22 protein-coding genes are annotated in these 20,464 nt (G+C 63.7%); 15 read left to right on the top strand and 7 right to left on the bottom strand.

The window, feature by feature from the left end:
• Window positions 1–80: 80 nt before the first annotated feature.
• A complete protein-coding gene (locus AC1D13_RS02885) occupies window positions 81–734 on the bottom strand; it encodes a DedA family protein (protein WP_477667485.1) in 654 nt (217 codons plus the stop codon).
• A 48-nt stretch (window positions 735–782) separates the two neighbouring features.
• A complete protein-coding gene (locus AC1D13_RS02880; protein ID WP_477667486.1) occupies window positions 783–1,448 on the bottom strand; it encodes a hypothetical protein in 666 nt (221 codons plus the stop codon).
• A 138-nt stretch (window positions 1,449–1,586) separates the two neighbouring features.
• On the opposite strand from AC1D13_RS02880, the gene mutL reads away from it, so the two are divergent.
• The 4 genes from mutL to AC1D13_RS02860 all read left to right on the top strand — a co-directional run bounded on the left by mutL (window position 1,587) and on the right by AC1D13_RS02860 (window position 6,305).
• Window positions 1,587–3,497 carry a DNA mismatch repair endonuclease MutL gene (gene mutL / locus AC1D13_RS02875; RefSeq protein ID WP_477667487.1) on the top strand — a complete coding sequence of 637 codons (1,911 nt, stop codon included), beginning with the start codon at window positions 1,587–1,589 and terminating at the stop codon, window positions 3,495–3,497.
• A 32-nt stretch (window positions 3,498–3,529) separates the two neighbouring features.
• Window positions 3,530–4,480 carry an alpha/beta hydrolase gene (locus AC1D13_RS02870; protein ID WP_477688905.1) on the top strand — a complete coding sequence of 317 codons (951 nt, stop codon included), beginning with the start codon at window positions 3,530–3,532 and terminating at the stop codon, window positions 4,478–4,480.
• 106 nt (window positions 4,481–4,586) lie between these two features.
• Complete coding sequence (locus AC1D13_RS02865; protein ID WP_457278968.1) at window positions 4,587–5,918, top strand: ammonium transporter; 1,332 nt, start codon at window positions 4,587–4,589, stop codon at window positions 5,916–5,918.
• A gap of 27 nt (window positions 5,919–5,945) precedes the next feature.
• A complete protein-coding gene (locus AC1D13_RS02860; protein ID WP_457278969.1) occupies window positions 5,946–6,305 on the top strand; it encodes a hypothetical protein in 360 nt (119 codons plus the stop codon).
• Between the two features lie 43 nt (window positions 6,306–6,348).
• Here the strand turns inward: AC1D13_RS02860 and AC1D13_RS02855 are convergent, their stop codons facing one another.
• On the bottom strand, window positions 6,349–7,107 hold the full coding sequence (locus tag AC1D13_RS02855) for a DeoR/GlpR family DNA-binding transcription regulator (RefSeq protein ID WP_477667488.1): 759 nt from the start codon (window positions 7,105–7,107) through the stop codon (window positions 6,349–6,351).
• 95 nt (window positions 7,108–7,202) lie between these two features.
• Here AC1D13_RS02855 and nudK point away from each other — a divergent pair, with 95 nt between their 5' ends.
• The 4 genes from nudK (at window position 7,203) to AC1D13_RS02835 (ending at window position 10,750) form a co-directional block, all read left to right on the top strand.
• A complete protein-coding gene (nudK, locus tag AC1D13_RS02850) occupies window positions 7,203–7,850 on the top strand; it encodes a GDP-mannose pyrophosphatase NudK (RefSeq protein WP_477667489.1) in 648 nt (215 codons plus the stop codon).
• A 62-nt stretch (window positions 7,851–7,912) separates the two neighbouring features.
• On the top strand, window positions 7,913–9,154 hold the full coding sequence (locus tag AC1D13_RS02845; RefSeq protein WP_477667490.1) for a multidrug effflux MFS transporter: 1,242 nt from the start codon (window positions 7,913–7,915) through the stop codon (window positions 9,152–9,154).
• Complete coding sequence (gene miaA, locus AC1D13_RS02840) at window positions 9,132–10,106, top strand: tRNA (adenosine(37)-N6)-dimethylallyltransferase MiaA (protein ID WP_477667491.1); 975 nt, start codon at window positions 9,132–9,134, stop codon at window positions 10,104–10,106. The genes AC1D13_RS02845 and miaA overlap by 23 nt, the downstream gene beginning before the upstream one ends.
• Window positions 10,103–10,750, top strand: a complete 648-nt coding sequence (locus AC1D13_RS02835) for an ABC transporter ATP-binding protein (protein ID WP_477688904.1) — start codon at window positions 10,103–10,105, stop codon at window positions 10,748–10,750. The genes miaA and AC1D13_RS02835 overlap by 4 nt, the downstream gene beginning before the upstream one ends.
• A gap of 24 nt (window positions 10,751–10,774) precedes the next feature.
• On the opposite strand, the gene AC1D13_RS02830 is transcribed toward AC1D13_RS02835, so the two are convergent.
• A complete protein-coding gene (locus AC1D13_RS02830) occupies window positions 10,775–11,746 on the bottom strand; it encodes a threo-3-hydroxy-L-aspartate ammonia-lyase (RefSeq protein ID WP_477667493.1) in 972 nt (323 codons plus the stop codon).
• 193 nt (window positions 11,747–11,939) lie between these two features.
• Here AC1D13_RS02830 and AC1D13_RS02825 point away from each other — a divergent pair, with 193 nt between their 5' ends.
• The 3 genes from AC1D13_RS02825 to AC1D13_RS02815 all read left to right on the top strand — a co-directional run bounded on the left by AC1D13_RS02825 (window position 11,940) and on the right by AC1D13_RS02815 (window position 15,726).
• Entirely contained in the window at window positions 11,940–14,528 is a 2,589-nt protein-coding gene (locus AC1D13_RS02825) for an ABC transporter permease (RefSeq protein ID WP_477688903.1), read from the top strand.
• A gap of 232 nt (window positions 14,529–14,760) precedes the next feature.
• A complete protein-coding gene (locus tag AC1D13_RS02820) occupies window positions 14,761–15,213 on the top strand; it encodes a hypothetical protein (RefSeq protein ID WP_477667495.1) in 453 nt (150 codons plus the stop codon).
• Between the two features lie 297 nt (window positions 15,214–15,510).
• The gene (locus AC1D13_RS02815; protein WP_477646876.1) at window positions 15,511–15,726 is read left to right on the top strand and encodes a hypothetical protein; all 216 of its coding nucleotides are present in this window, start codon (window positions 15,511–15,513) and stop codon (window positions 15,724–15,726) included.
• A gap of 17 nt (window positions 15,727–15,743) precedes the next feature.
• On the opposite strand, the gene AC1D13_RS02810 is transcribed toward AC1D13_RS02815, so the two are convergent.
• Window positions 15,744–16,652, bottom strand: coding sequence for a LysR family transcriptional regulator (locus tag AC1D13_RS02810; protein ID WP_477667496.1), 909 nt, complete (start codon window positions 16,650–16,652; stop codon window positions 15,744–15,746).
• 80 nt (window positions 16,653–16,732) lie between these two features.
• Here AC1D13_RS02810 and AC1D13_RS02805 point away from each other — a divergent pair, with 80 nt between their 5' ends.
• Genes AC1D13_RS02805 through AC1D13_RS02795 form a run of 3 tightly spaced genes read left to right on the top strand, consistent with a single transcriptional unit; the run spans window position 16,733 to window position 18,270 of the window.
• Complete coding sequence (locus AC1D13_RS02805) at window positions 16,733–17,155, top strand: DoxX family protein (RefSeq protein ID WP_457278980.1); 423 nt, start codon at window positions 16,733–16,735, stop codon at window positions 17,153–17,155.
• 21 nt (window positions 17,156–17,176) lie between these two features.
• A complete protein-coding gene (locus AC1D13_RS02800; protein WP_477667498.1) occupies window positions 17,177–17,851 on the top strand; it encodes a glutathione S-transferase family protein in 675 nt (224 codons plus the stop codon).
• Window positions 17,852–17,907: 56 nt separating this feature from the next.
• Complete coding sequence (locus AC1D13_RS02795) at window positions 17,908–18,270, top strand: hypothetical protein (RefSeq protein ID WP_477667499.1); 363 nt, start codon at window positions 17,908–17,910, stop codon at window positions 18,268–18,270.
• Window positions 18,271–18,356: 86 nt separating this feature from the next.
• Here the strand turns inward: AC1D13_RS02795 and AC1D13_RS02790 are convergent, their stop codons facing one another.
• On the bottom strand, window positions 18,357–19,022 hold the full coding sequence (locus AC1D13_RS02790) for a glutathione S-transferase family protein (RefSeq protein ID WP_477667500.1): 666 nt from the start codon (window positions 19,020–19,022) through the stop codon (window positions 18,357–18,359).
• Between the two features lie 198 nt (window positions 19,023–19,220).
• Complete coding sequence (locus AC1D13_RS02785) at window positions 19,221–20,114, bottom strand: LysR family transcriptional regulator (protein ID WP_477667501.1); 894 nt, start codon at window positions 20,112–20,114, stop codon at window positions 19,221–19,223.
• A 71-nt stretch (window positions 20,115–20,185) separates the two neighbouring features.
• Between AC1D13_RS02785 and AC1D13_RS02780 the strand changes: the two genes are divergently transcribed.
• Window positions 20,186–20,458, top strand: a complete 273-nt coding sequence (locus tag AC1D13_RS02780; RefSeq protein ID WP_477688902.1) for a DUF1127 domain-containing protein — start codon at window positions 20,186–20,188, stop codon at window positions 20,456–20,458.
• Window positions 20,459–20,464: the final 6 nt, after the last annotated feature.

Genomic DNA, 20,464 nt, shown 5'->3' with positions numbered 1-20,464 from the left:
CGTGCGCAGTTGCGCGTGACTGCGTTGCATCAAGCCCGTTCAACAACAGGCCTCTTGGGCGGATGCGTATCAGCGCACCTTCAGGCGCCGGCGTTGCCTGCTTTGCGCCTGGCCTTCCAGGCGCCGAAAATAACAATCAGGCCGGGAATAAAAATCATGGCCCAGATGATCTTGTCGAGATGGGTTTTGACGAACGGGATGTTGCCGAAAAAATAACCAGCCGTCACGATGCCGCCGACCCACAGTGCACCGCCCACAAGGTTGTACAGCGTGAACTTGCTGCGCGTCATGTCCGACACGCCCGCCACAAAGGGGGCAAAAGTACGAAGAAACGGCATGAAACGCGCCGCGATGATGGTGATACCGCCGTACCGCTCGTAAAACGCATGGGCCTGGTCAAAAGCCTTTTTGTTGAACCAACGCGAGTTTTCCCACTGAAACACCTTGGGACCCAACGCTCGCCCTATGCCGTAGTTGCACTGGTCGCCCAGCACAGCTGCCACAAACAGCAACGCCACCGCCACCGGAAAACTCATGAGGCCGACGCCGCACATCGCGCCCACCACAAACAGCAGTGAATCACCCGGCAAAAATGGCATGACGACCACGCCGGTTTCCACAAAAATAATCAGGAATAACAGGGCATACACCCACGCGCCGTAGCTGGTGACAAAGGCTTCCAGGTGCTTGTCGACATGAAGAATGAAATCAATGAGAAAGGTGGCAAATTCCATACCGGTGATTTTGACAGGTATGAAACCCGCGCCCGCCGCGTACCGGCCTCAGCGGCCACTGTTGCCGCTGACCCGCGTCATGACATGTACCAGACCCTTGCCAGGCGCATAGATATAGCCGTAGCTCGTCCCCGAACCGGTTTTCCAGCCATACTGCACGGCACCGGGTGTGCCGTCATACACGCATGAAAGCTTTTCAATCTCGACGGACGTCACTTCGTTGCGCGTGCCTCTCGGTGAAAAATAAGTGGTGTTGTAGCGGCGTACCTGGCCCTGCGACCACATGCCCACCGGAAACTTCCCCTCGTTGGTCGCGTTGCCAAAACGCTGGTCATACACCCGGCCAATGGCGGTACGGTCGGGCGTCAGCGCAAAACGCTCGTGCGCACGCGGGACCTTGCGTTCGTAGATTTCGTAGACAGTACCGCCCTGGCCTTCCCACTGCATGGGTCCTTTGAGTGTCACGTCTGCCTTGCCCACAGAACCATCGGGTAACTCGTCGACAAACGGATACACCCGATCAACCGCTGCAAATACCAGTTCCCGGCTATCTGTCATGGGGTTGCCGGTGAGAAGTTCGACTGGCAAAAACCGCTCCTTGATGCTTTCATCCTGTATGCACACGGGCACCTTGGGTGTTTGCACCTGCGCTTGCGCCATACCGGCAAGAAAAAGGGCGAAGATCAAGGAAGAAGCTTGGGCTTTCAATCGCATGGGATTCCCTTACATCAATAAAATAAATCGGAACCATGATGGTTGTCGCAACAAAATCTTACAAGATCCGGAAAAGGGGCAGTTGCCGGACTTGTTGCTTCCTCACTCCAAAAAGCCCAACCCGTAAAATCAGTAGCAATGACCCCTCTTCCTGCCCGCCGCCCGATCCGCGAACTTCCCGATGAATTGATCAGCCAGATCGCGGCCGGCGAAGTGGTGGAGCGCCCAGCGTCCGTCGTGCGCGAGCTGGTGGACAACGCGCTGGACGCCGGCGCCACGCAAGTGACTGTGCGGCTGCTGGCCGGCGGCGTACGGCTCATCGTGGTCGAAGACGACGGCTTCGGCATCCCGCGCGAAGAACTTCCCGTCGCCCTGAGGCGCCATGCCACCAGCAAGATTGCCTCATTGCAAGACCTGGAAGCCGTCGGCACCATGGGTTTTCGGGGCGAGGCGCTGGCGGCGATCAATTCGATCGCCGACATGAGCCTGCTGTCCAGAACCGCCGCGGATGAACACGCATGGCAGCTTGACGGCCGCACCGGCGAACTGAAGCCCGCCGCGCGCAACCGTGGCACCAGCGTGGAAGTGCGGGAGCTGTTTTACGCCACGCCCGCGCGCCGCAAATTCCTGAAGACCGATGCCACCGAACTGGCCCACTGCATCGAAGCCGTACGCCGCCATGCACTGGTGCGGCCCGATGTGGGTTTTGCGATCTGGCACGAAGGCAAGCTGGTCGAACAATGGCGCGCGGCGACAGGCGACAACGCCCACCAGCAGCGCCTGGCCGATGTGCTGGGCAGCGAATTTGTCGAGCAGTCCGTGACCGTCAGCTATGAGAGTTCAGCGCGCCGCGCCGACGGCCTGCCCGCCGTGCGCGTCTGGGGCGTCGCCGGCATTCCGGATGCCGCCCGCTCGCGCGCCGACCAGCAGTTCGCGTATGTCAATGGCCGTTACGTACGCGACAAGGTGCTGACCCACGCCGCGCGCAGCGCCTATGAAGACGTGCTGCATGGCCACCGCCAGCCGGTCTATGCGCTGTATGTCGAGATCGATCCGTCCCGCGTGGACGTGAACGTGCACCCGACCAAGATCGAAGTGCGTTTTCGCGACAGCCGTGAGGTGCACCAGGCGGTGCGCCACGCCACCGAAAACGCGCTGGCCATCCCGCGCTCCACGGCAGCTGCCCAGGCAGGCGCGGAAGACGCTGCTGTCACGCCCACCGGATTTCTTGAGCAAAACAAGGCTTTTGCGCAACAGGGATGGGCGCAACCAGCTATCAATTTTGTAGCAAACGGCGGTCACAGGGCCTCCGACTTTGACGCCATGTGGCCGTCATCGCAAGCCGTCGCGCCCAGCCAGCGGGAATCTGGCGAGGATGCCCTGTACGTCACCATTCCCCCGGTCGGAAATGGCATGGCGGGCGTGCCTGAAGGCGCAAGCGCCCTGCCCTCCGGCGACTGGCCGCTGGGCCGCGCCATCGCCCAGCTGCAGGGCATCTACGTGCTGGCCGAAAACACCCAGGGCCTTGTCATTGTGGACATGCACGCTGCCCACGAGCGCATCGTCTATGAACGCCTGAAAACCCAGATGGACGGTGCCGATGGCGCCAGCATCATCAGCCAGCCGCTGCTGATTCCGGCCACCTTTGCCGCCAGCCCCCAGGAAGTGGCCACGGCCGAGGCCAACGCCCAGGCATTGGCAACGCTGGGCCTGGAAATCACGCCTTTTTCGCCCAAAACCCTGGCGGTGCGCGCCGTGCCCACCAGCCTGGCGCAGGGCGATGCGGTGGAGCTGGCCCGCAGCGTGCTGGCCGAACTGGCCCAGCACGACGCCAGCACCGTCATACAGCGGGCCCGGAACGAGTTGCTGTCCACCATGGCCTGCCACGGCGCCGTGCGCGCCAACCGCAAGCTCACGCTCGACGAAATGAACGCCCTGCTGCGCCAGATGGAAGCCACTGAGCGCTCCGACCAGTGCAACCACGGGCGGCCCACCTGGCGGCAGGTCAGCATCCGGGAGCTTGACACGCTCTTCATGCGCGGACGCTGAACTTTCCGGCGCCCGGCGAATCATTCACTTGCATGAAACGCTGGCACCTCTTTACTTCCTTCCTGATGACGCTGGCGTTGCTGGCAGGCTGTGCCACCCTTGACGAAAAGCAGCGAGCCTGGATCTTTCAGCCCAGCGACCGCACCTGGGGCGGGGCTGCAGCCGCCGCGGTGGGAATGGAAGACGTCTGGATTGACTTCAACGCCGCCAGCGGCAGTGGCGGCGACCACCCCGTCCGCCTGCACGGCCTGTGGCTGCCGGCAGACGAGTCGGATGCCGCAAGCAAAACCCCCGTGCTGCTGTACCTCCATGGCGCGCGTTACAACGTCACCGGCTCCGCGCCGCGCATGCGCCGCATGCAGGAGCTCGGCTTCTCGGTCCTGGGGATCGACTACCGCGGTTTTGGTAGAAGCACCTACGAACTGCCGTCGGAAACATCGGCCTACGAAGACGCCCGCGCCGCCTGGGACTGGCTGGCCAAAAAGTACCCCGACCGTCCCCGTTACATCTTCGGACACTCGCTGGGCGGGCCGATTGCCATCAACCTGGCCACGGAGGTGGCCGATGAAAGCGGCACGATTGTCGAAAGCACATTCACTTCCATCGCCGATGTCGTGAGTACGTCCCAGTGGGGCTGGATGCCGGTGTCGCTGCTCATCACCCAGCGTTTCGAGGCCGTCCGAAAAGTCGGCAAGATCGGCTCCCCCCTGCTGGTGGTGCATGGCGGCGAAGACCGCCTGATCCTGCCGGACCTGGGGCGCAAGCTTTATGACGCTGCAGCGCAGCCCAAGCTCTTCTTGCTGGTGCCGGGTGGCTCGCACCACGACACCAACCTGGTCGGCCAGCCCCAGTACCGACAAGCGCTGGCACAGCTGTTTCGGATGGACAGGAGCCTTGCTGACGGTGCGCACAATGAGGCATTGCAGGTGGCTGGCGGCAAACGCGCCCCAAAACAAGCCGAAATGCTACAGAACAAGGAATAATGCCCAAAAACGGGTATTTTTTACTTACCCAATACATGTAGCCGGATGTAACATTCCCCGTACCGCATAGCAGCTGATAACAGCTGAAACAACGAGAGGGGAATGTATGAGCCAAGTCCTGGTTACCCGCAGGTCGTCTGCCTTCACTTTGCTGGCCCCTGCGCTGGCGCTGCTGGCATCTACCCCTCTCCACGCCCAGACCGCCGCCGCTGCCGCGGCGCCTGCCGTTGCGAAATTCAATGGCGCGGACACCGCCTGGATGCTCATCTCGACCGTGCTGGTGCTTTTGATGACCATTCCCGGCATCATGCTGTTCTACAGCGGCATGATGCGGGCCAAAAATGCGCTCTCCATCGTGGCGCACACTTTTGCGGCCACCACGGTTGTCACGCTGGTTTGGGCGGGCATTGCCTATTCACTGGCCTTCACGCCCGGCAACCCCTGGATCGGCGACATGAGCCGCGCGCTAAGCGAAGGACTATTGGGCGCAAAAGTCGGCGCGCACGTTTCAGCGCCTTCCGTGCCGGAATCCGCTTTCTTCCTGTTCCAGCTGGCATTCGCCATCATCACCTTCGCACTGATCATCGGCGCCACCGTGGAGCGCATGCGCCTGAGCGCCACCATTTTCTTTGCGGCCTTCTGGACCATCCTGGTATACGCCCCTGTGGCGCACTGGATCTGGCAACCCACCGGCTGGCTCGCCAGCATGGGGCATATGGACTTTGCGGGCGGCACGGTGGTGCACATCGCGGCCGGCTTCAGCGGCCTGGTGGCGGCCAAGGTCGTGGGTCCGCGCAAAGGCTTCGGAACCGAACCCATGGTGCCGCACAACCTCTTGATATCCATCATCGGCGCCGGGCTCTTGTGGGCGGGCTGGTTCGGCTTCAATGCCGGTTCGGCCTTTGAGGCGAGTTCACGCGCCGTGGGCGCCCTGCTGGCCACCCAGGTGGCAGCTTGCGTCGGCGCGTTCATGTGGGGCATTTGCGAATATGTCCAGCGCGGCAAGTTCAGCGTGCTGGGCATGGCAACAGGCGCCATTGCCGGCCTCGTCGCCATCACGCCGGCGTCCGGTTTTGTCGGCGTCATGGGCGCATCGGTCTTGGGCTTTGCGGGCGGCGTCGGCTGCTTCCTGGCCGTGACCCGCTTCAAGCGTGCCACAGGAATTGACGACTCGCTTGACGTATTTGCCCTGCATGGCGTGGGCGGCATCATCGGCACGGTCCTGACCCCGGTCTTTGCGCTCAAGGAAATTGCACCCGTGACCGCCACCGTGTTTACCAACCTCGTGGGAGCCTGCGCCGTTGCAGCTTACGCAGGCGTCGCGACCTGGCTGATTTTGCTGGTGGTCAAACCCCTGGCAGGCCTTCGCGTCACCGCGGCAGAGGAAGAACTGGGCCTTGACCTTGCCCAGCACGGCGAGATGATTTCAGGTGCTTGAGTTCCCACCCATCAAGACACGTAAACCATGCTGTTAACCATGACACCGCCTGACGACTCCGATCTCATGGCCTACGCGGTGCGGATGGTCATTCCCATGAAGCGGGAGTTCGGCCGTTCACTGAATGTCCATCAATTCCTGCACGACCTGCCGTACGCCACTGAGGTAATTCAGGAAGCGCTCAACAGCAAGGACGAGCGCCTGCGCAGCTACGCGGCCTATGCGCAGACCAAGATTTTCGGACCCCGCAGCGGCAGCGAACCGTTGCTGTCAGCGTCCGCAGCATCGCCCGCCGTAGTGGCTGCCGCTCCCGCCGCAAGCGAAACAGAAATCAGCGAAGACCTGCGGGCCAAGGCCATCGCCCGGTACAAGTCGGGCCTGCGCTGAACAGCCTGGCCGCCCCGACAGCGCCCTGATACCCCAGGCTTGATCAGCCGGCCCTCACCACGCGCACGCCGGCACGTCTGGCGCTGCTGATCCACGCTGCTTGCGTGCCCCTGTGAACCACCACCGCCGACACATCGGCCAACGCCATGATGCGGCAGGCCGAGGCCGCGCCAAGTTTTTCGCCCGATGCCAGCAGCACTGTCTCCGAGGCACAGCGGTGCAGTGCCCGCTTGACGGCGGCTTCTTCGGAATCTCCCGTGGTCACGCCCGCCGACGCATGCACGCCGGTCGCCCCCATGAAAAACACATCCGCCCGCAAGCGCGAGAGCTGCTCCATCAACTCGGCCCCCATGGCCACCATGGAGTGCCGGAAAAGCCGCCCGCCAAGCAGCTGAATCACGATGTGGGGACAACGCGCCAGTTCTAGGGCAACCGCCGGGCTGTGGGTAAACACCGTCGCATGGAGGTCTTCACTCAGGTGCCGCGCCATCTGCAACGCTGTGGTGCCGCCGTCAATGATCACCACCTGCCCGGGCAGGACCATGGCCGCCGCCACCTGGCCGATGGCCTGCTTGTCCAGCGGCGCAATCTGCTCACGCACAGCCACATTACCGACGGCCGGCGAAGCAGGCAAGGCCCCGCCATGGACACGCTGGAGCTTGCCTGCCTGGGCCAGCTCGCGAAGGTCGCGCCGGATGGTGTCTTCCGAAATACCCAATTCCTGGCTGACGGCTTTGGCAACCAGTTGCCCGTCACGGTCAAGGCGCGTCAGCAGCAGGTGTTTGCGTTGGCTGGTCAGCATCGGGTTTCGGCTCCGGTCTCTTGTGCGGTCTGGAACTGGACATTGCACGAAATTTCATGATAATGCACGATATTACACGAAATCAACCAACCCGAATGCGCCCTTCCTTCCTGACTCCACCGCCCGCACAACACGTGCGCGTGCTCGGCGATGAACGCCTGTCCGACAACTGGTATGTGTTGCGCAAACTCACCATCGAGTTGCGCCGCCGCGGCGGCACGTGGCAGCAGCAGACACGCGAGGTCTACGACCGCGGCAACGGCGCAGCGATCCTTCTTGTCAACGTCCGGCGGCAAACCGTGGTGCTGACAAGGCAGTTCCGGCTGCCGGCCTGGGTCAATGGTTGCGCCGACGGCATGCTCATTGAGGCCTGCGCCGGACTGCTCGATGGCGACGACCCCGAGACCTGCATCCGCCGCGAAGCAGCCGAAGAAACCGGGTTCCGCATCCAGGCACCGCACAAGGTGTTCGAGGCTTACATGAGCCCGGGCTCGGTCACTGAAAAGCTGCACTTCTTCGTGGCCTCCTACGAAAGCTCGGACCGCACCGGGGAAGGCGGCGGCATCGTCAATGAAGGCGAAGACATTGAGGTGATCGAGCTGTTGCTGGAAGACGCGCTGGCCATGGTGCGCAGCGGCGCCATTGAAGACGCCAAGACCATCATGCTGCTGCAGCATGCAAAAATCACCGGCCTGGACCGCCTGCTCCCCCTGCGCCCTCCGTTCTCTTCTTCCGGGTCCTGAGCCATTCTGGAGACGGCCGCTCCGCGGAGCCACGCCAGCGTTTGTCTGATACGCTCAGCTCAATGGATGTTCCTGTTTCGAAGACCGCGGCGCCTGCCATGTCGCCCGGCATGGTCGTGCTGGTGCTGTCGATGCTGCTGGGCATCCAGCCGGTCACGACCGACCTCTACCTGCCCGCCCTGCCCGCATTGACCGAAGGCTTCGGCGCGCCGATGTCGCAGGCCCAACTCACGCTCAGCGCCCTGCTGCTGGCCTTCGGCACCTCCCAGCTGATCTGGGGCCCGCTGTCTGACCGCTTCGGCCGCCGTCCCATCCTGCTCTGGGGTCTGTGCGCCTACACCCTCGCCTCCGTCGGCAGCACGCTCGCATCGTCGATGACGCTGCTGATCACCTGGCGCATCGTGCAGGGCGCCGCCATGGGCGCGGCAGTGATGTGCGCGCGCGCCATTGTGCGCGACCTGTACCAGCCGCTTGAAGGCGCCCGCGCCATGTCCAAGGGCTTGAGCGGCCTGGGCGTGCTGGCCTGTATCAGTGCACCACTGGGCGGCCTGCTGTCCGAGCTTTTCGGCTGGCGCATGGCCCTGATGGCACTGGCCGTGTTCGGCGCGGCCACGCTGGCCCTCGTCTTGCTGCGGTTTGAAGAAACCCTGGCACAGAAAAACCCGCGTGCGCTGCAGCCAGCCACACTGCTGCGCACCTGGGTCCATATTCTTCGCAACCCCACGTTCCTGGCGTTTTCGGTGTTGACCGCGGCCTCCTACGGCGGCCTCTTCACTTTTCTGGCCACCTCGTCGTTCGTGTTTATCAAGGTGCTGGGCCTGACCAAAACACATTACGGCCTCATCATGTTTTCGATGTGTTTTTGCTACCTCACCGGCACTTTCATCTGCCGTCGGCTGCTGCCACGCTTTGGCGTGCGGCGCTCGGTGGCTGTGGCCGCGTGCCTCACGCTGGCCGGCGGAACCTTGATGGGCGTGCTGGCCTGGGCCGGCATCCAGAACGTCTGGGCCATCATGCTGCCCTACTACCTGTTCATGCTGGGGCATGGCGTGCACCAGCCCTGCGGGCAGAGCGGCGCGGTAGGCCCCTTCCCCCAGGCGGCGGGCGCTGCCTCGGCCCTCAACGGTTTTCTGATGATGGTCGTAGCCTTCGGCATGGGCGGCTGGCTGGGAACCCACATGGACGGCACGGTGCGGCCGCTGACCAACGGCGTCTGGTTCTGGAGCGTACTGATCGCCGCCACGGCCTGGACCGTGATCCAGAAATACGGAGAGCCTGCCCATGAGGCCGCAGCCAGGGCCTGACATGCGCGGCATCGCGCTGGCCGGGCCGACGGCCTCCGGCAAAACCGCCGCCGCCATGGCCATCGCGCAGCGCCACGCAGTGGAAATCATCAGCGTCGATTCCGCCCTGGTCTATCGCGGCATGGACATCGGCACCGCCAAGCCCACACCGGCCGAGCTGGCCGCTGTGCCGCACCACCTGATCGACATCCGCGATCCGCTGCACGCCTACAGCGCGGCCGAGTTTGTGGCCGATGCCAACCGGCTGATGGAAGACATCCGCGCACGCGGCAAACTGCCGCTGCTGGTGGGCGGCACCATGCTGTACTTCAAGGCGCTGTTCGACGGGCTGGACGACATGCCCAGGGCCGACCCCGCCACGCGCGCCCTGATTGCCGACGAAGCAGCCGCCAACGGCTGGCCGGCGCTGCATGCCGAACTGGCCCGGGTGGACCCGGTCACGGCCGCCCGGCTCGCACCGAACGATTCGCAGCGCATCTCGCGTGCGCTGGAGGTTTTCCGCGTGTCAGGCCAGCCGCTGTCATCCTTTCATCAGCAAAACGCTACAAAAAACATAGCTGCTGGCGCACAGCCATCAATGGCTACAGCCCTTATTTCCCTTGAACCGCAAGACCGAAGCTGGCTGCACGAGCGCATTGCCCAACGCTTCGACGCCATGCTGGCCGGCGGGTTGATGGACGAAGTGAAAGCCTTGCGCGCACGCGGCGACCTCACCCCCGACCTGCCTTCGATGCGCTGCGTCGGCTACCGCCAGGCATGGGAAGCACTGGATGGCAACTACCCGCTGGCCGAGCTGCGCGACAAAGGCATTTTCGCCACGCGCCAGCTGGCCAAGCGCCAGATCACCTGGCTGCGCTCCATGCCGCAGCGCCAGGTCGTGGCCTGCGATGCGGCCGATGCGTTGCAGCAGGTGCTTGCGCTGGTTGACGCTTCCGTGAGGCAGATAACGTGAGCCTTCAACTCAGGGACCTCGCCAAACGCTACGGCACAACTGCCGTGTTCAGCCATGTCACGCTGGATGTTGAGCCCGGCGAATTCGTCGCCATCATCGGCGAATCAGGCGTCGGCAAATCAACGCTGCTCAACTGCATGGCCGGGCTCGATACCTGGGACGAAGGCACGGTACTGCTGAACGGCCAGGACCTGGGCGCCATGACTGATGACCAGCGTGCGCTGCTGCGGCGGCGCCATGTGGGTTTTGTGTTTCAGGCCTTTCATGTGCTGCCGCACCTGGATGTTGCGCAGAACGTCGCCCTGCCATTGCTGCTGCTCGGCGAGCCGAATGATGCGCGCGTGCAGTCACTGCTGGATGCGGTCGGCTTGTCGGGCATGGGCGGGCGGCTGCCCCAGCAGCTCAGCGGCGGCCAGTTGCAGCGCGTGGCGATTGCCCGCGCCCTGGTGCACCGGCCCAGCCTGCTGCTGGCCGACGAACCCACCGGCAACCTGGACCCAACGACGGCCGCCAAAGTAATGGATGCGCTGATTGCCCAGACCCGCGAGCACGGCGCGTCACTGGTGCTGGTCACCCATTCCGAAGCCGCGGCCGCACGCGCAGACCGCCGGCTGCATTTAAACGCAGACGGGATTCTTCCCTAAGCTGCGCTCCTCGCATTCAGGGCGTCAAGGCTGGGCGAGCAGTTCCGCGTAGCGCTTCAAATCAACATTTCCGCCGCTGATGATGACGCCCACCTTTTCGCCGGCAGCCGGCGGGTTGGCCTGCAGCGCGGCGCACGCCCCGGCAAACGCCAGGCAACCAGTAGGCTCCACCACCATCTTCATGCGCTCGGCAAAAAAGCGCATGGACTCGACCAGCTGCGCATCGCTGACGGTGAGGATGTCGTCCACATCCCGCCGGATGATGGCAAAGGTGTAATCGCCCAGGTACTGGGTTTGTGCGCCGTCCGCAATGGTTTTTGGCGTTTCAATATGCACAATGCGGCCTGCGCGCAGCGACTGCTGGCCGTCGTTACCCGCTTCAGGCTCGACACCATAGACCTTGCACTGCGGCGACAGGGCGCGGGCTGCAAGCGCCGAACCGCTGGTAAGCCCGCCGCCGCCCAGACATATGTAGAGACGGTCCAGCGGGCCGGTTTCTTCGATCAGCTCTTTCGCTGCCGTACCCTGCCCGGCAATCACGTCGGGGTGGTCATAAGGCGGGATCAAGGTCATGCCGCGTTCGGTGGCGAGCCGTTTCGTCAGCGCCTCGCGGTCTTCGGTGAAACGGTCGTACAGCACCACTTCCGCGCCATAGCCCCGCGTGGCGGCCAGCTTGGCAGCGGGTGCATCTTTGGGCATCACGATGACCACGGGCATACCGAGCAGGCGCGCTGAAAGCGCCATCGCCTGTGCATGGTTGCCCGACGAAAACGCGATGGCACCAGTCCGGCGCTGCGCCGCGTCGAACTTTGACAGCGCATTGAAGGCGCCGCGAAACTTGAAAGCGCCCATGCGCTGGAAGTTTTCACATTTGAAAAAGAAATTCGCGCCCCAGCGGGCATCGGCCGTACTGGACCGCAACACGGGCGTGCGGTGCGCATGGCCTTCAAGCCGCGCGGCAGCGGCGGTGACGTCGTCGTAGGTAGGGAGTTGCATGGTGAATACGCTTTCATTCCGGGGTAGAAACTCAGAAAGATCCGGGGAGGCATCCAAAAGAGACTGCAAGCTTAAATGACGAGGCATTTTCTGGGCAGAGCCAGAAAGCCCGATTCTGTACCGATACAGATGGCTGATTCGTTCAATTGCTGCGAGCAGGTTTCGCCGCGGCGCTGAAAGGCACAATGAGCGCATGCGCGCCCTGCTTTCAAGTTTCTCCTGGCGGGAACTGCAACACCACCCCTGGCGCAACGCCGCCGCCGTGGTGGCTGTGATGCTGGGCGTGGCATTGGCGTTTTCCGTACAGCTCATCAATGCGTCGGCACTCAGTGAGTTCTCACAGGCGGTGCGCGCGGTCAACGGTCAACCCGACCTGGAGCTGCGTGCCGTGCAGGGCAGCTTTGACGAGGCGGTGTACGCGCGCGTGGCCAACCATCCGCAAGTCGCGCTGGCCAGCCCGGTGCTTGAAATCAGCACGTATGCGCTGGACGACACCTCCCCCACCGGCCGCCTGCCGCTGCGCATCATCGGCGTCGACGCGCTGGCGGTGGCCGCCATCGCGCCGTCGCTGATGCCGGTGCCGTCTTCCGACGCGGGACGCTTCGCCCTGTTTGCGCCTGGCAAGGTGTTCTTGAACCCCGCCGCGCAGCAAGCATTGCACTCGCCGGAGTTGCGCCTGCAAAGCGGCCTTGAACTGCGCAGGGTTTCTGTGGCCGGCAGCGTCGGCGCCGGTGGCGGGCCCCTGGCCGTGATGGACATTGCCGCCGCGCAAGAACTCTTCGGCAAGGCCGGACAACTCTCGCGCATCGACCTCAGGCTCAGCGCCGGCGCCGATGCGCGCCGTGTGATCGAGTCGCTGCAGCTGCCGTCCAACATCACCGCCACGGCGCCGGGCGATGCGGCCGAACGCGTCAGCAACCTGTCGCGCGCCTACCGCGTCAACCTGACGGTGCTGGCATTGGTGGCCTTGTTCACAGGCGCCTTCCTGGTGTTTTCGGTGCTCTCGCTGAGTGTGGCCAAACGCGCGCAGCAATTCGCGCTGCTGGGCGTGCTGGGCCTGACCGGCCGTGAACGCCTGCAGCTGGTGCTGGCCGAGTCGCTGCTGCTGGGCGTGGCCGGCAGCGTGCTGGGCATCGCGCTGGGCTCCGGCCTGGCTGCGCTGGCGCTGCGGCTGCTGGGCGGGGACCTGGGGGGCGGCTACTTTTCCGGCGTCGCACCTACCCTGCAATGGAACGGCTGGGCCGCACTCACTTACGGTGCGCTGGGAATTGCTGCCGCCGGGGTGGGAGGATGGTGGCCGGCTCGTGCGGCGCAAAAACTGCCGCCCGCGCAAACCCTCAAGGGCCTCGGCGCTGCGGCAGGCACCGGCGGCGGCCACTGGTTCAGTATCATTTTGATAGCTGCTGGCGCTCTACTGGCGCTGGTTCCACCGCTATTTGGCATTCCATTGGCGGCTTACGTGTCGGTAGGCCTGCTGCTGGTCGGCGGCATCACCGCCTTGCCCTGGCTGATTTCGCTGATCTACAACCGGCTCAGCCCCCGGGTGGCTCACCGGCTGCTACCGCTGCTGGCTGTGGAGCGCGCGCGCCGCGTGCGCGAAAGCGCCGCGGTGGCCGTGAGCGGCGTGGTGGCATCGCTGAGCCTGGCCGTGGCGCTCACGGTGATGGTGACCAGCTTTCGCGAGTCGGTCACGCACTGGCTGGACGTGGTGCTGCCGGCCGACCTGTATGTGCGCACGGCGCTGGGAACCTCCGCCAGCGACACGGCGTACTTCTCTCCGGAGTTTGTTGATGCGCTGGGCCGCCTGCCCGGCGTGGCGCGGGTGGGCAGCCTGCGCACCACGCAGCTGCTGCTGGATACCGCCAGGCCCAGCGTCACCCTGATCGCCCGCCCGCTGGACAACCCGGCCACCGCACTGCCGCTGGTGGGCCAGGCGCTGCCGGTGCCGCCCGGGCACATTGGCATCTATGTGAGCGAGCCGATGGTGGACCTGTACGGGGCACGCCCAGGCACCGTTTTTCGCCCACTTTCACAAGCTTTTATGGCTCTAGCCCAATCAGGACGAGCGCGAGCAGCTCCTGATTTGATAGCAAGCAAGGTGGGATCCGGGACGCCCGTGTTTTATGTGGCGGGCGTCTGGCGCGACTACGCACGCCAGTTCGGCGCCATCGCCATCGCCCACACGGACTTCGAACGCCTGACCGGCGACCAGCGCACCAACGACCTCGCGCTGTGGCTGACGGAGGGCGCCAGCGACAGCCAGGTGCAGCAGGCCGTGCGCGGCCTGGCCGAGCAGCAGTCCGGCGCCGGCGCGCTGCTGGAGCTGGCCTCCGTCAGCCAGCTGCGCGCCACATCGCTCCGGATTTTTGACCGCAGTTTTGCCGTCACCTACTGGCTGCAGGGCGTGGCAATCGCCATCGGCCTTTTCGGCGTGGCCGCCAGCTTCAGCGCCCAGATGCTGGCACGCCGCAAGGAGTTTGGCCTGCTGGCGCACCTCGGGCTGACACGCCGGCAAATCCTGGCCGTGGTGGCCGGCGAAGGCGCGGCCTGGACGGTGATAGGCGCGCTTGCGGGGCTGGCCCTGGGACTCGCGGTGTCGACCGTGCTGGTGTACGTGGTGAACCCGCAAAGCTTTCACTGGACCATGGACCTGATGGTGCCCTGGTTGCGCCTGGCCCTGCTGTGCGCCGCGGTGGTGGCGGCCGGCACCGTAACGGCCTGGCTGGCGGGCCGCGCGGCCGCAGGCCGGGACGCCGTGCTGGCGGTGAAAGAAGACTGGTAAGCCTTGCCCCTTTGCGGCATTTGCCGCGAAAGGATACGCCACGGGCAAGGGGCAGCCCCCGTGTACCGTCCTACAGGCGTGGAGGCCGGTTTCCGACGTCATCCGGCCGCTCCCGGCATCACACTGTGACTCATGCGATGGCCGTCAAGTGCGCAGGTTTTTTTGCCAGCCCTTGTCTCCCACGCCCCTTTTTCTCTCCCTTTTTCTCTTTCAAATGCCTGCGGAGAACGCGATGACCACCAACACCAGCCCCCTGACCGGCGCCAACGCGAACCCGACAGGCAAGTTCGCACGGCATGCCTCCTCCCGGCCGTCCCACGGCTTGCAGCTCACCCGCAATGACGACGGCAGCGTGACCCTGGCACTCAACCAGCCCCTGAGGCTGCAGGCCGAAGAACTCGAAGAACTCGTCGCCAGCCTTGCCGGCTTGCGCGCGGACATGGACCCGCCCTATCCGCTGGACTGCCCGCCATTGAGTGCGCTGGAGCCCAGCTACAGCCCGCGGCACTGGGTTGCCTGCGACCCGCTGACCGGCAAGATCCTGCTGTTCCTGCGCCACCACCTGTTTGGCTGGCTGGGCATTGTGCAAACGCCTGAAACCGCACTCGACATGCTGAAGTCCATCGCCGTCGAGATGAAAAACCTGGAGCTCTCCGACCACGATCCGCGGCGCGAACTGCACTGAGAATTGCTGCCCGCCAGGCAATGGCCGCGTCCCCGTGCGAGCCTCGTCTCATCCTGTTTATCGTGCTGTACATCTTGATACGAGGCGCTCCGCGGGTTGGCCAATGAATACAGGGCCTGCGCGCTGCATGGTGCAGCACCTGCCGCCTTCCCATCTTTAGCTTTCTCCAATGCAGGCGACCACGCCGAAAGGCGTTTTCGTTTGCTTACTCATGGTCACGTTTCTGACGCGCGATTGTCATCACAGCGCCGGGATGAACTCCTACCATGGAGGCATTCACCAGAGAGGGCTTGCATCATGAGACCTGCTAAAGCACCGCCGCACGACTACCGCATTGAAAACGTTGATCCGGCCGAAGGCAGCCTGCTGCCGTCGAGCTCGAATCATCTTTTCGCAGACTACTCGCTGGCTGTGGCGGTGGCCGTGAAAAGTGTGGCCGACCCCACGCGGCAGGAAGTGCGCGTCGTGCACATTCCCAGCGGGGAAGTCGTCTTCCGGACTTCAGCATTTTGAAGTCGAAGTCCATCGCATCAGTCCAGCCTGATGCTGTTTGCAAAGTGGTCATACACCACGGAAATTCTCCGCAGGTGGCGCGATTCCGCGTGCGCCAGCAGCCACAGGTCTGACTCGCAGTCGGCCAGGGTGTCCCCCAGCGGCACCAGCCCGGGCTCTCCCGCCAGCATGAAGCGCGGCACAATGCCCACCCCCAACCCCGCCTTGATCGCATCCATCACCGCCACAATGCCGTCCGCATAGTGCCGCGGCATAACTTTGGGCAACTGTTTGCGCCGCCACAGCACCGAGGGGTGCTCCGGAAGCGATTCGTCAGGCGCTATCCAGTCAAAGCCCGCCAACGCATCAAGCAAGGGGATTTTTTTGGACGACACCGCCCTGGCCTGCGTTTTTGATCCGCACACCACAAAGCGCACAGCGCCCAGCCTGCGGCCCACCAGGTGGTCGGGCGGCTTGCGTGTCGCACGCAGCGCCAGGTCGGCATCACGCCGGCTCAGGCTCACGAGTTCATTGCCGGTGCGAATGTCGAGCTGCAACAGTGGATGCTGCACCAGCAGCGGCTTGAGGGAAGGCAGCACCAGCCCGCGCAGCACCGCGTCGGTCGTGGTCAGCCGCACCAGGCCTGAAACGCCTTCATGCGGCCGCTGCATGCTGGCGCGCACGGCTTCAAGCTCGGCCTCCACACGCTCCGCATGCGGCACCAGGCCCAGCATGGTCTCTGTGGGCAGGTAGCCCAGGCGCGACCTTTCGAAGAGGCGCTGGCCCAGGTTTTTTTCGATGCGCTGCACCGAGCGGAACACCGTGGACGCATCCGCGCCCAGCCGCCGCGCGGCCTCGGCCAGCGTCATGCCGCGCACCATGGCCAGCAAAGTTTCCAGGTCCGACGCCGTCAAAGCGTATTGCGTTTTTGCAATAGATGTTTTCATGATTGCCAATTTACATTGTATTCTTGCAATCGTAAAGTGGCGGCTCCTTCAACGCTACGCCCTTTGCCGGGCTTTACACCATGACCACCGACACTTCTGAAAACTTCAGCGCCAGCCATGGCGCCACCTTGCTGCGCCTGGCCCTTGGCACCATGTGGGTCACCCACGCGCTGCTCAAAATCTTCGTCTTCACCCTGCCCGGCACGGCACAGTTCTTTGAATCGGTCGGCCTGCCCGGCTTCATGGCCTACGTTGTCGTAGCGGTCGAGCTGGCCGGCGGCGCGGCGCTGCTGCTGGGCTTTTATGGCCGCCAGGCATCACTGCTGCTCGCGCCGGTGCTGCTGGTGGTCGTCTGGGTGCACTGGCCCAACGGCTGGGTGTTTACCAGTCCCAAGGGCGGCTGGGAATACCCGCTGTTCCTGTTGGTAGCCTCGCTCGCCCAATGGCTGCTGGGTGACGGCGCCTGGGCCGCGCGCCGCAGCCGCCTGCTGGTGCCGCGCTGATCTGCGCAGAAAGACATCACCATGAAGCTCACCCTCATCAGCCACACACTGTGCCCCTACGTGCAGCGCGCAGCCATCGTGCTGACCGAAAAAGGCGTCGCCTTCGAGCGCATCAACGTCGACCTCGCCAACAAGCCCGACTGGTTCAAGGCCATCTCTCCGCTGGGCAAGACGCCGGTGCTGCAAGTAGACGACGACGCGATCTTTGAATCCGCCGTGATCTGCGAATACCTGGACGACACCCTGCTGCCGCGCCTGCACCCGGCGGATGCCCTGAAGCGGGCCCAGCACCGCGCCTGGATGGAGTTCGGCTCTGCCCTGCTCAATGCCATCGGAGCGTTCTACAACGCTGCCGATGCGGCGTCCCTCGCGCGGCACCGCGAAGACATTGGGCGCCGGTTTGCCCAGCTTGAGGCCGTGTTGCCGGATCAGGGGCCTTATTTCGCCGGTGCATCTTTCAGCATGGTCGATGCCGTGTTCGGGCCCGTGTTCCGTTATTTCGATGTGCTGGACGACGTGGGTGAGATTGGGTTCTTTGAGCAATTGCCAAAGGTGCAGGCCTGGCGCGCCGCTCTCGCTGCGCGTCCCTCAGTCCAGCAAGCGGTGGGCAGCGGCTATGCTCGCGAGCTGCATCGCTTCTTCTTGGCCCGCGGCTCCGAACTCTCGCGCCGCATCGCGGAGCGTGAAGTAGCCTGATGCTATAAAGCGGATGGCCGCTTTTGGCCAGAAGTCGAAATTCGTCATCTCAATCGATGCCATCCAAAACACCTTCCTCCGGCCCCGCCGATTGGTTGCTGGGCCGTTGGCGCTCTGACAAAGGGTTGACCGTTGACGGATGGGGTAAGCATCCCCCAGGCTCTACAGAGTTTCAGGCGATTATGCTTCGGACACTCGGCAAGACAGAGGTGCTATTCACTCCAAAACGCTTCACCTCGATGTTCGAGGACGCCAGGTCCGTCACACCGTATCGGGTTATTTGGAAGTCAGAAACAAGCGTGGTTGTTGTGTTTGGCCGCATCGGTGAAGAAACAGCGCAACACCTGCATTTTTTAAGCCCAACGCTCTACTGGGTCCACACCGGAAGATTCTGGGAATACTTTTCCAAGATGAAATGAGCTTGTTGCAGTGTCGGCAATGACCCAAACGGAAGCGCTTTTTCCCATCAGCCCGTAAAACAACCGGCCCCCAAGGCTGCCCCTCCTCAGGCGGCCGATGACCCGCTAGTGAAAACTGCCAATTGCGCATCAAAAGCACGCTGGTAGGCAGGCCGCGCTTCACCACGGGCCACATAAGCCGAAAGATTCGGGTATTTCTCCAGCAGCCCCGATACGCCCGCCCTGCGCAGCACCGTCACCATCAGCAGGTCACCGGCGCTGAAGGCACCGTCAAGCCAGTCGGCATTGCCCAGCCGGCTGGAAAGGTCGCCCAGCCGCGCATGGACGCTGTCCTCGAGCGCGGGCAGGCGATCCGCATACCAGGGCTTGTCCCGCTCGAAGAGCACGGCCATTGAGCGGTCAATGATGGGCGGCTCTACCGTGTTGAGCGCGGCAAACATCCAGGTGACGGCGCGCGCACGGGCATTCACATCGGCTGGCAGCAGACCTCGATGGCGTTCTGCGATATGGAACACGATGGCCCCTGACTCGAACAGCGCAAGATCACCCTCTTCATAGGTTGGAATCTGCCCGAAAGGATGAAGCGCACGGTGGGCGGGTTCCTTCATCGCCGCGAACGAAACAAGGCGAACCTCGTAAGGCTGGCCCACTTCTTCAAGCGCCCAGCGAACGCGCATGTCACGCGCCAGCCCCCGGCCGCGGTCGGGTGAGCGTTCAAAGGCCGTCATGGTGGGAGTCGTCGGAAGGGTCATGGTGGTTTCTCCTTTTGCTGAGATGCCTGGTTGAGTGTTTTGTTGATGCCGGACATGCGATTGACCGGTCACCTACCTCACGACGTTCGGGATAGAGCCCAATCGACATCCCGGCGCCACTTTTTTTGCAAATTCTGAGAAAAAAAGGAAATTGGGTGCCGTCAGCAGCGTACCCGTCGTCGCAGATCACGCCCCTGCTCAGGTCTGCCGAAAACTCGCCAGCGTCTTGAGCAGGTTACGGGTGGCGCCGTCGAGCACATCCAGCGGCCTGTGGACCATGGCCGTGTGGCGCGTCAGCGCGGGCTTGAGCGGCACCAGTTGCACGTCATGCCGCACGTTGGACTCCTCCAGCGACTGCTCCCTCGGCAGCACCGCAGCGCCGTACCCAGCGGCCACCAGGCTCTTGATGGCCTCGGAATAGTTGAGCTCGATGCGCGCGCGCGGCGTGAAACCCGCATCGGCAAACCAGGCCATGGTCATGCGGTACATATGGGTCGGGGTTTCGTTGAAGATCAGCGGGCGGGTGGCCAGCCATGCGGGCGTGGCATGTTTGGGCGCCTTCCAGCGCTTGGGTACAAACGCCATCATCGGGTCGCTACGCCAGTGGGTGATCACCATGCCGCGCTGCGCAGGCGGCGGTGTGGCGACCAGGCCGACATCGAGCGTGCCGTCCAGCAAGCGCTGCAGCGTGTCGGCGGAACCAAGAATACTGACCTCGACATCGATGTCGGGGTGGGCTTGTTCCATGGCCTTGAGCACCTGCGGCAAAAAGTACACCAGCACGCCGGTAGTGGTGCCCAGGCGCACGCGGCCGGTGCGGCCCTCGACGTGGCGCTTCACCGCATCGACCGCATCGTCGGCGTCGCGCAGCAGGCGGCGGGCCCGCTCGACCAGCACGGCGCCCGCCGGTGTGGGCTCAACGCGCCGACCGCCGCGCACCACCAGCGGCGTGCCCAGCCGGCTTTCAAGCTCGCTCACATGCAGGCTCACGGTGGGCTGCGCCAGATGCAGGCCCTGCGCCGCGGCAGAGAAGGTGCCCAGGTCAGTGATGGCGACCAGGGTGCGTAGCTGGTCCAGGTTCAGTTCGCGCATGGCAGGTGGCTTGTTAGTTGATATCAGTAATTCTGATAGTTTCGATCAGAAAATTCAACTTCCACAATATCATGATTTTCAGCACCATAGGGCACTTCCTGCCAGGAGTGCGCGAAATGCTGACAAAGACGATGAGAATTTTTCCGGGAGCCCTGCCCGGCTTTCCAGCCAGAGAGCTAAGCCAAAGGCTTCTGGCCGCCCTGCGCAAAAACGCACAGAGGCGACGGAACCTGAATGAGCTGCGGCTGATGAGCGACCACCAGCTCAATGACCTCGGCATTGGCCGCAGTGAAATCCCCGGCCTGATGAATGACCTAGGGACCCGCCGCCGGGAATGGCGCTGAAACCCC

The organism is Polaromonas sp. P1_E12, from assembly GCF_056405975.1.
This window is presented reverse-complemented; position numbering and strand designations above follow the sequence as displayed.

Excerpts from the sequence above, each read along its gene's own strand:
- AC1D13_RS02885 (WP_477667485.1), bottom strand. The coding sequence starts at position 734 with ATGGAATTTGCCACCTTTCTCATTGATTTCATTCTTCATGTCGACAAG.
- AC1D13_RS02880 (WP_477667486.1), bottom strand. The coding sequence starts at position 1,448 with ATGCGATTGAAAGCCCAAGCTTCTTCCTTGATCTTCGCCCTTTTTCTT.
- mutL (WP_477667487.1), top strand. The coding sequence starts at position 1,587 with ATGACCCCTCTTCCTGCCCGCCGCCCGATCCGCGAACTTCCCGATGAA.
- AC1D13_RS02870 (WP_477688905.1), top strand. The coding sequence starts at position 3,530 with ATGAAACGCTGGCACCTCTTTACTTCCTTCCTGATGACGCTGGCGTTG.
- AC1D13_RS02865 (WP_457278968.1), top strand. The coding sequence starts at position 4,587 with ATGAGCCAAGTCCTGGTTACCCGCAGGTCGTCTGCCTTCACTTTGCTG.
- AC1D13_RS02860 (WP_457278969.1), top strand. The coding sequence starts at position 5,946 with ATGCTGTTAACCATGACACCGCCTGACGACTCCGATCTCATGGCCTAC.
- AC1D13_RS02855 (WP_477667488.1), bottom strand. The coding sequence starts at position 7,107 with ATGCTGACCAGCCAACGCAAACACCTGCTGCTGACGCGCCTTGACCGT.
- nudK (WP_477667489.1), top strand. The coding sequence starts at position 7,203 with ATGCGCCCTTCCTTCCTGACTCCACCGCCCGCACAACACGTGCGCGTG.
- AC1D13_RS02845 (WP_477667490.1), top strand. The coding sequence starts at position 7,913 with ATGGATGTTCCTGTTTCGAAGACCGCGGCGCCTGCCATGTCGCCCGGC.
- miaA (WP_477667491.1), top strand. The coding sequence starts at position 9,132 with ATGAGGCCGCAGCCAGGGCCTGACATGCGCGGCATCGCGCTGGCCGGG.
- AC1D13_RS02830 (WP_477667493.1), bottom strand. The coding sequence starts at position 11,746 with ATGCAACTCCCTACCTACGACGACGTCACCGCCGCTGCCGCGCGGCTT.
- AC1D13_RS02825 (WP_477688903.1), top strand. The coding sequence starts at position 11,940 with ATGCGCGCCCTGCTTTCAAGTTTCTCCTGGCGGGAACTGCAACACCAC.
- AC1D13_RS02820 (WP_477667495.1), top strand. The coding sequence starts at position 14,761 with ATGACCACCAACACCAGCCCCCTGACCGGCGCCAACGCGAACCCGACA.
- AC1D13_RS02815 (WP_477646876.1), top strand. The coding sequence starts at position 15,511 with ATGAGACCTGCTAAAGCACCGCCGCACGACTACCGCATTGAAAACGTT.
- AC1D13_RS02810 (WP_477667496.1), bottom strand. The coding sequence starts at position 16,652 with ATGAAAACATCTATTGCAAAAACGCAATACGCTTTGACGGCGTCGGAC.
- AC1D13_RS02805 (WP_457278980.1), top strand. The coding sequence starts at position 16,733 with ATGACCACCGACACTTCTGAAAACTTCAGCGCCAGCCATGGCGCCACC.
- AC1D13_RS02800 (WP_477667498.1), top strand. The coding sequence starts at position 17,177 with ATGAAGCTCACCCTCATCAGCCACACACTGTGCCCCTACGTGCAGCGC.
- AC1D13_RS02795 (WP_477667499.1), top strand. The coding sequence starts at position 17,908 with ATGCCATCCAAAACACCTTCCTCCGGCCCCGCCGATTGGTTGCTGGGC.
- AC1D13_RS02790 (WP_477667500.1), bottom strand. The coding sequence starts at position 19,022 with ATGACCCTTCCGACGACTCCCACCATGACGGCCTTTGAACGCTCACCC.
- AC1D13_RS02785 (WP_477667501.1), bottom strand. The coding sequence starts at position 20,114 with ATGCGCGAACTGAACCTGGACCAGCTACGCACCCTGGTCGCCATCACT.
- AC1D13_RS02780 (WP_477688902.1), top strand. The coding sequence starts at position 20,186 with ATGATTTTCAGCACCATAGGGCACTTCCTGCCAGGAGTGCGCGAAATG.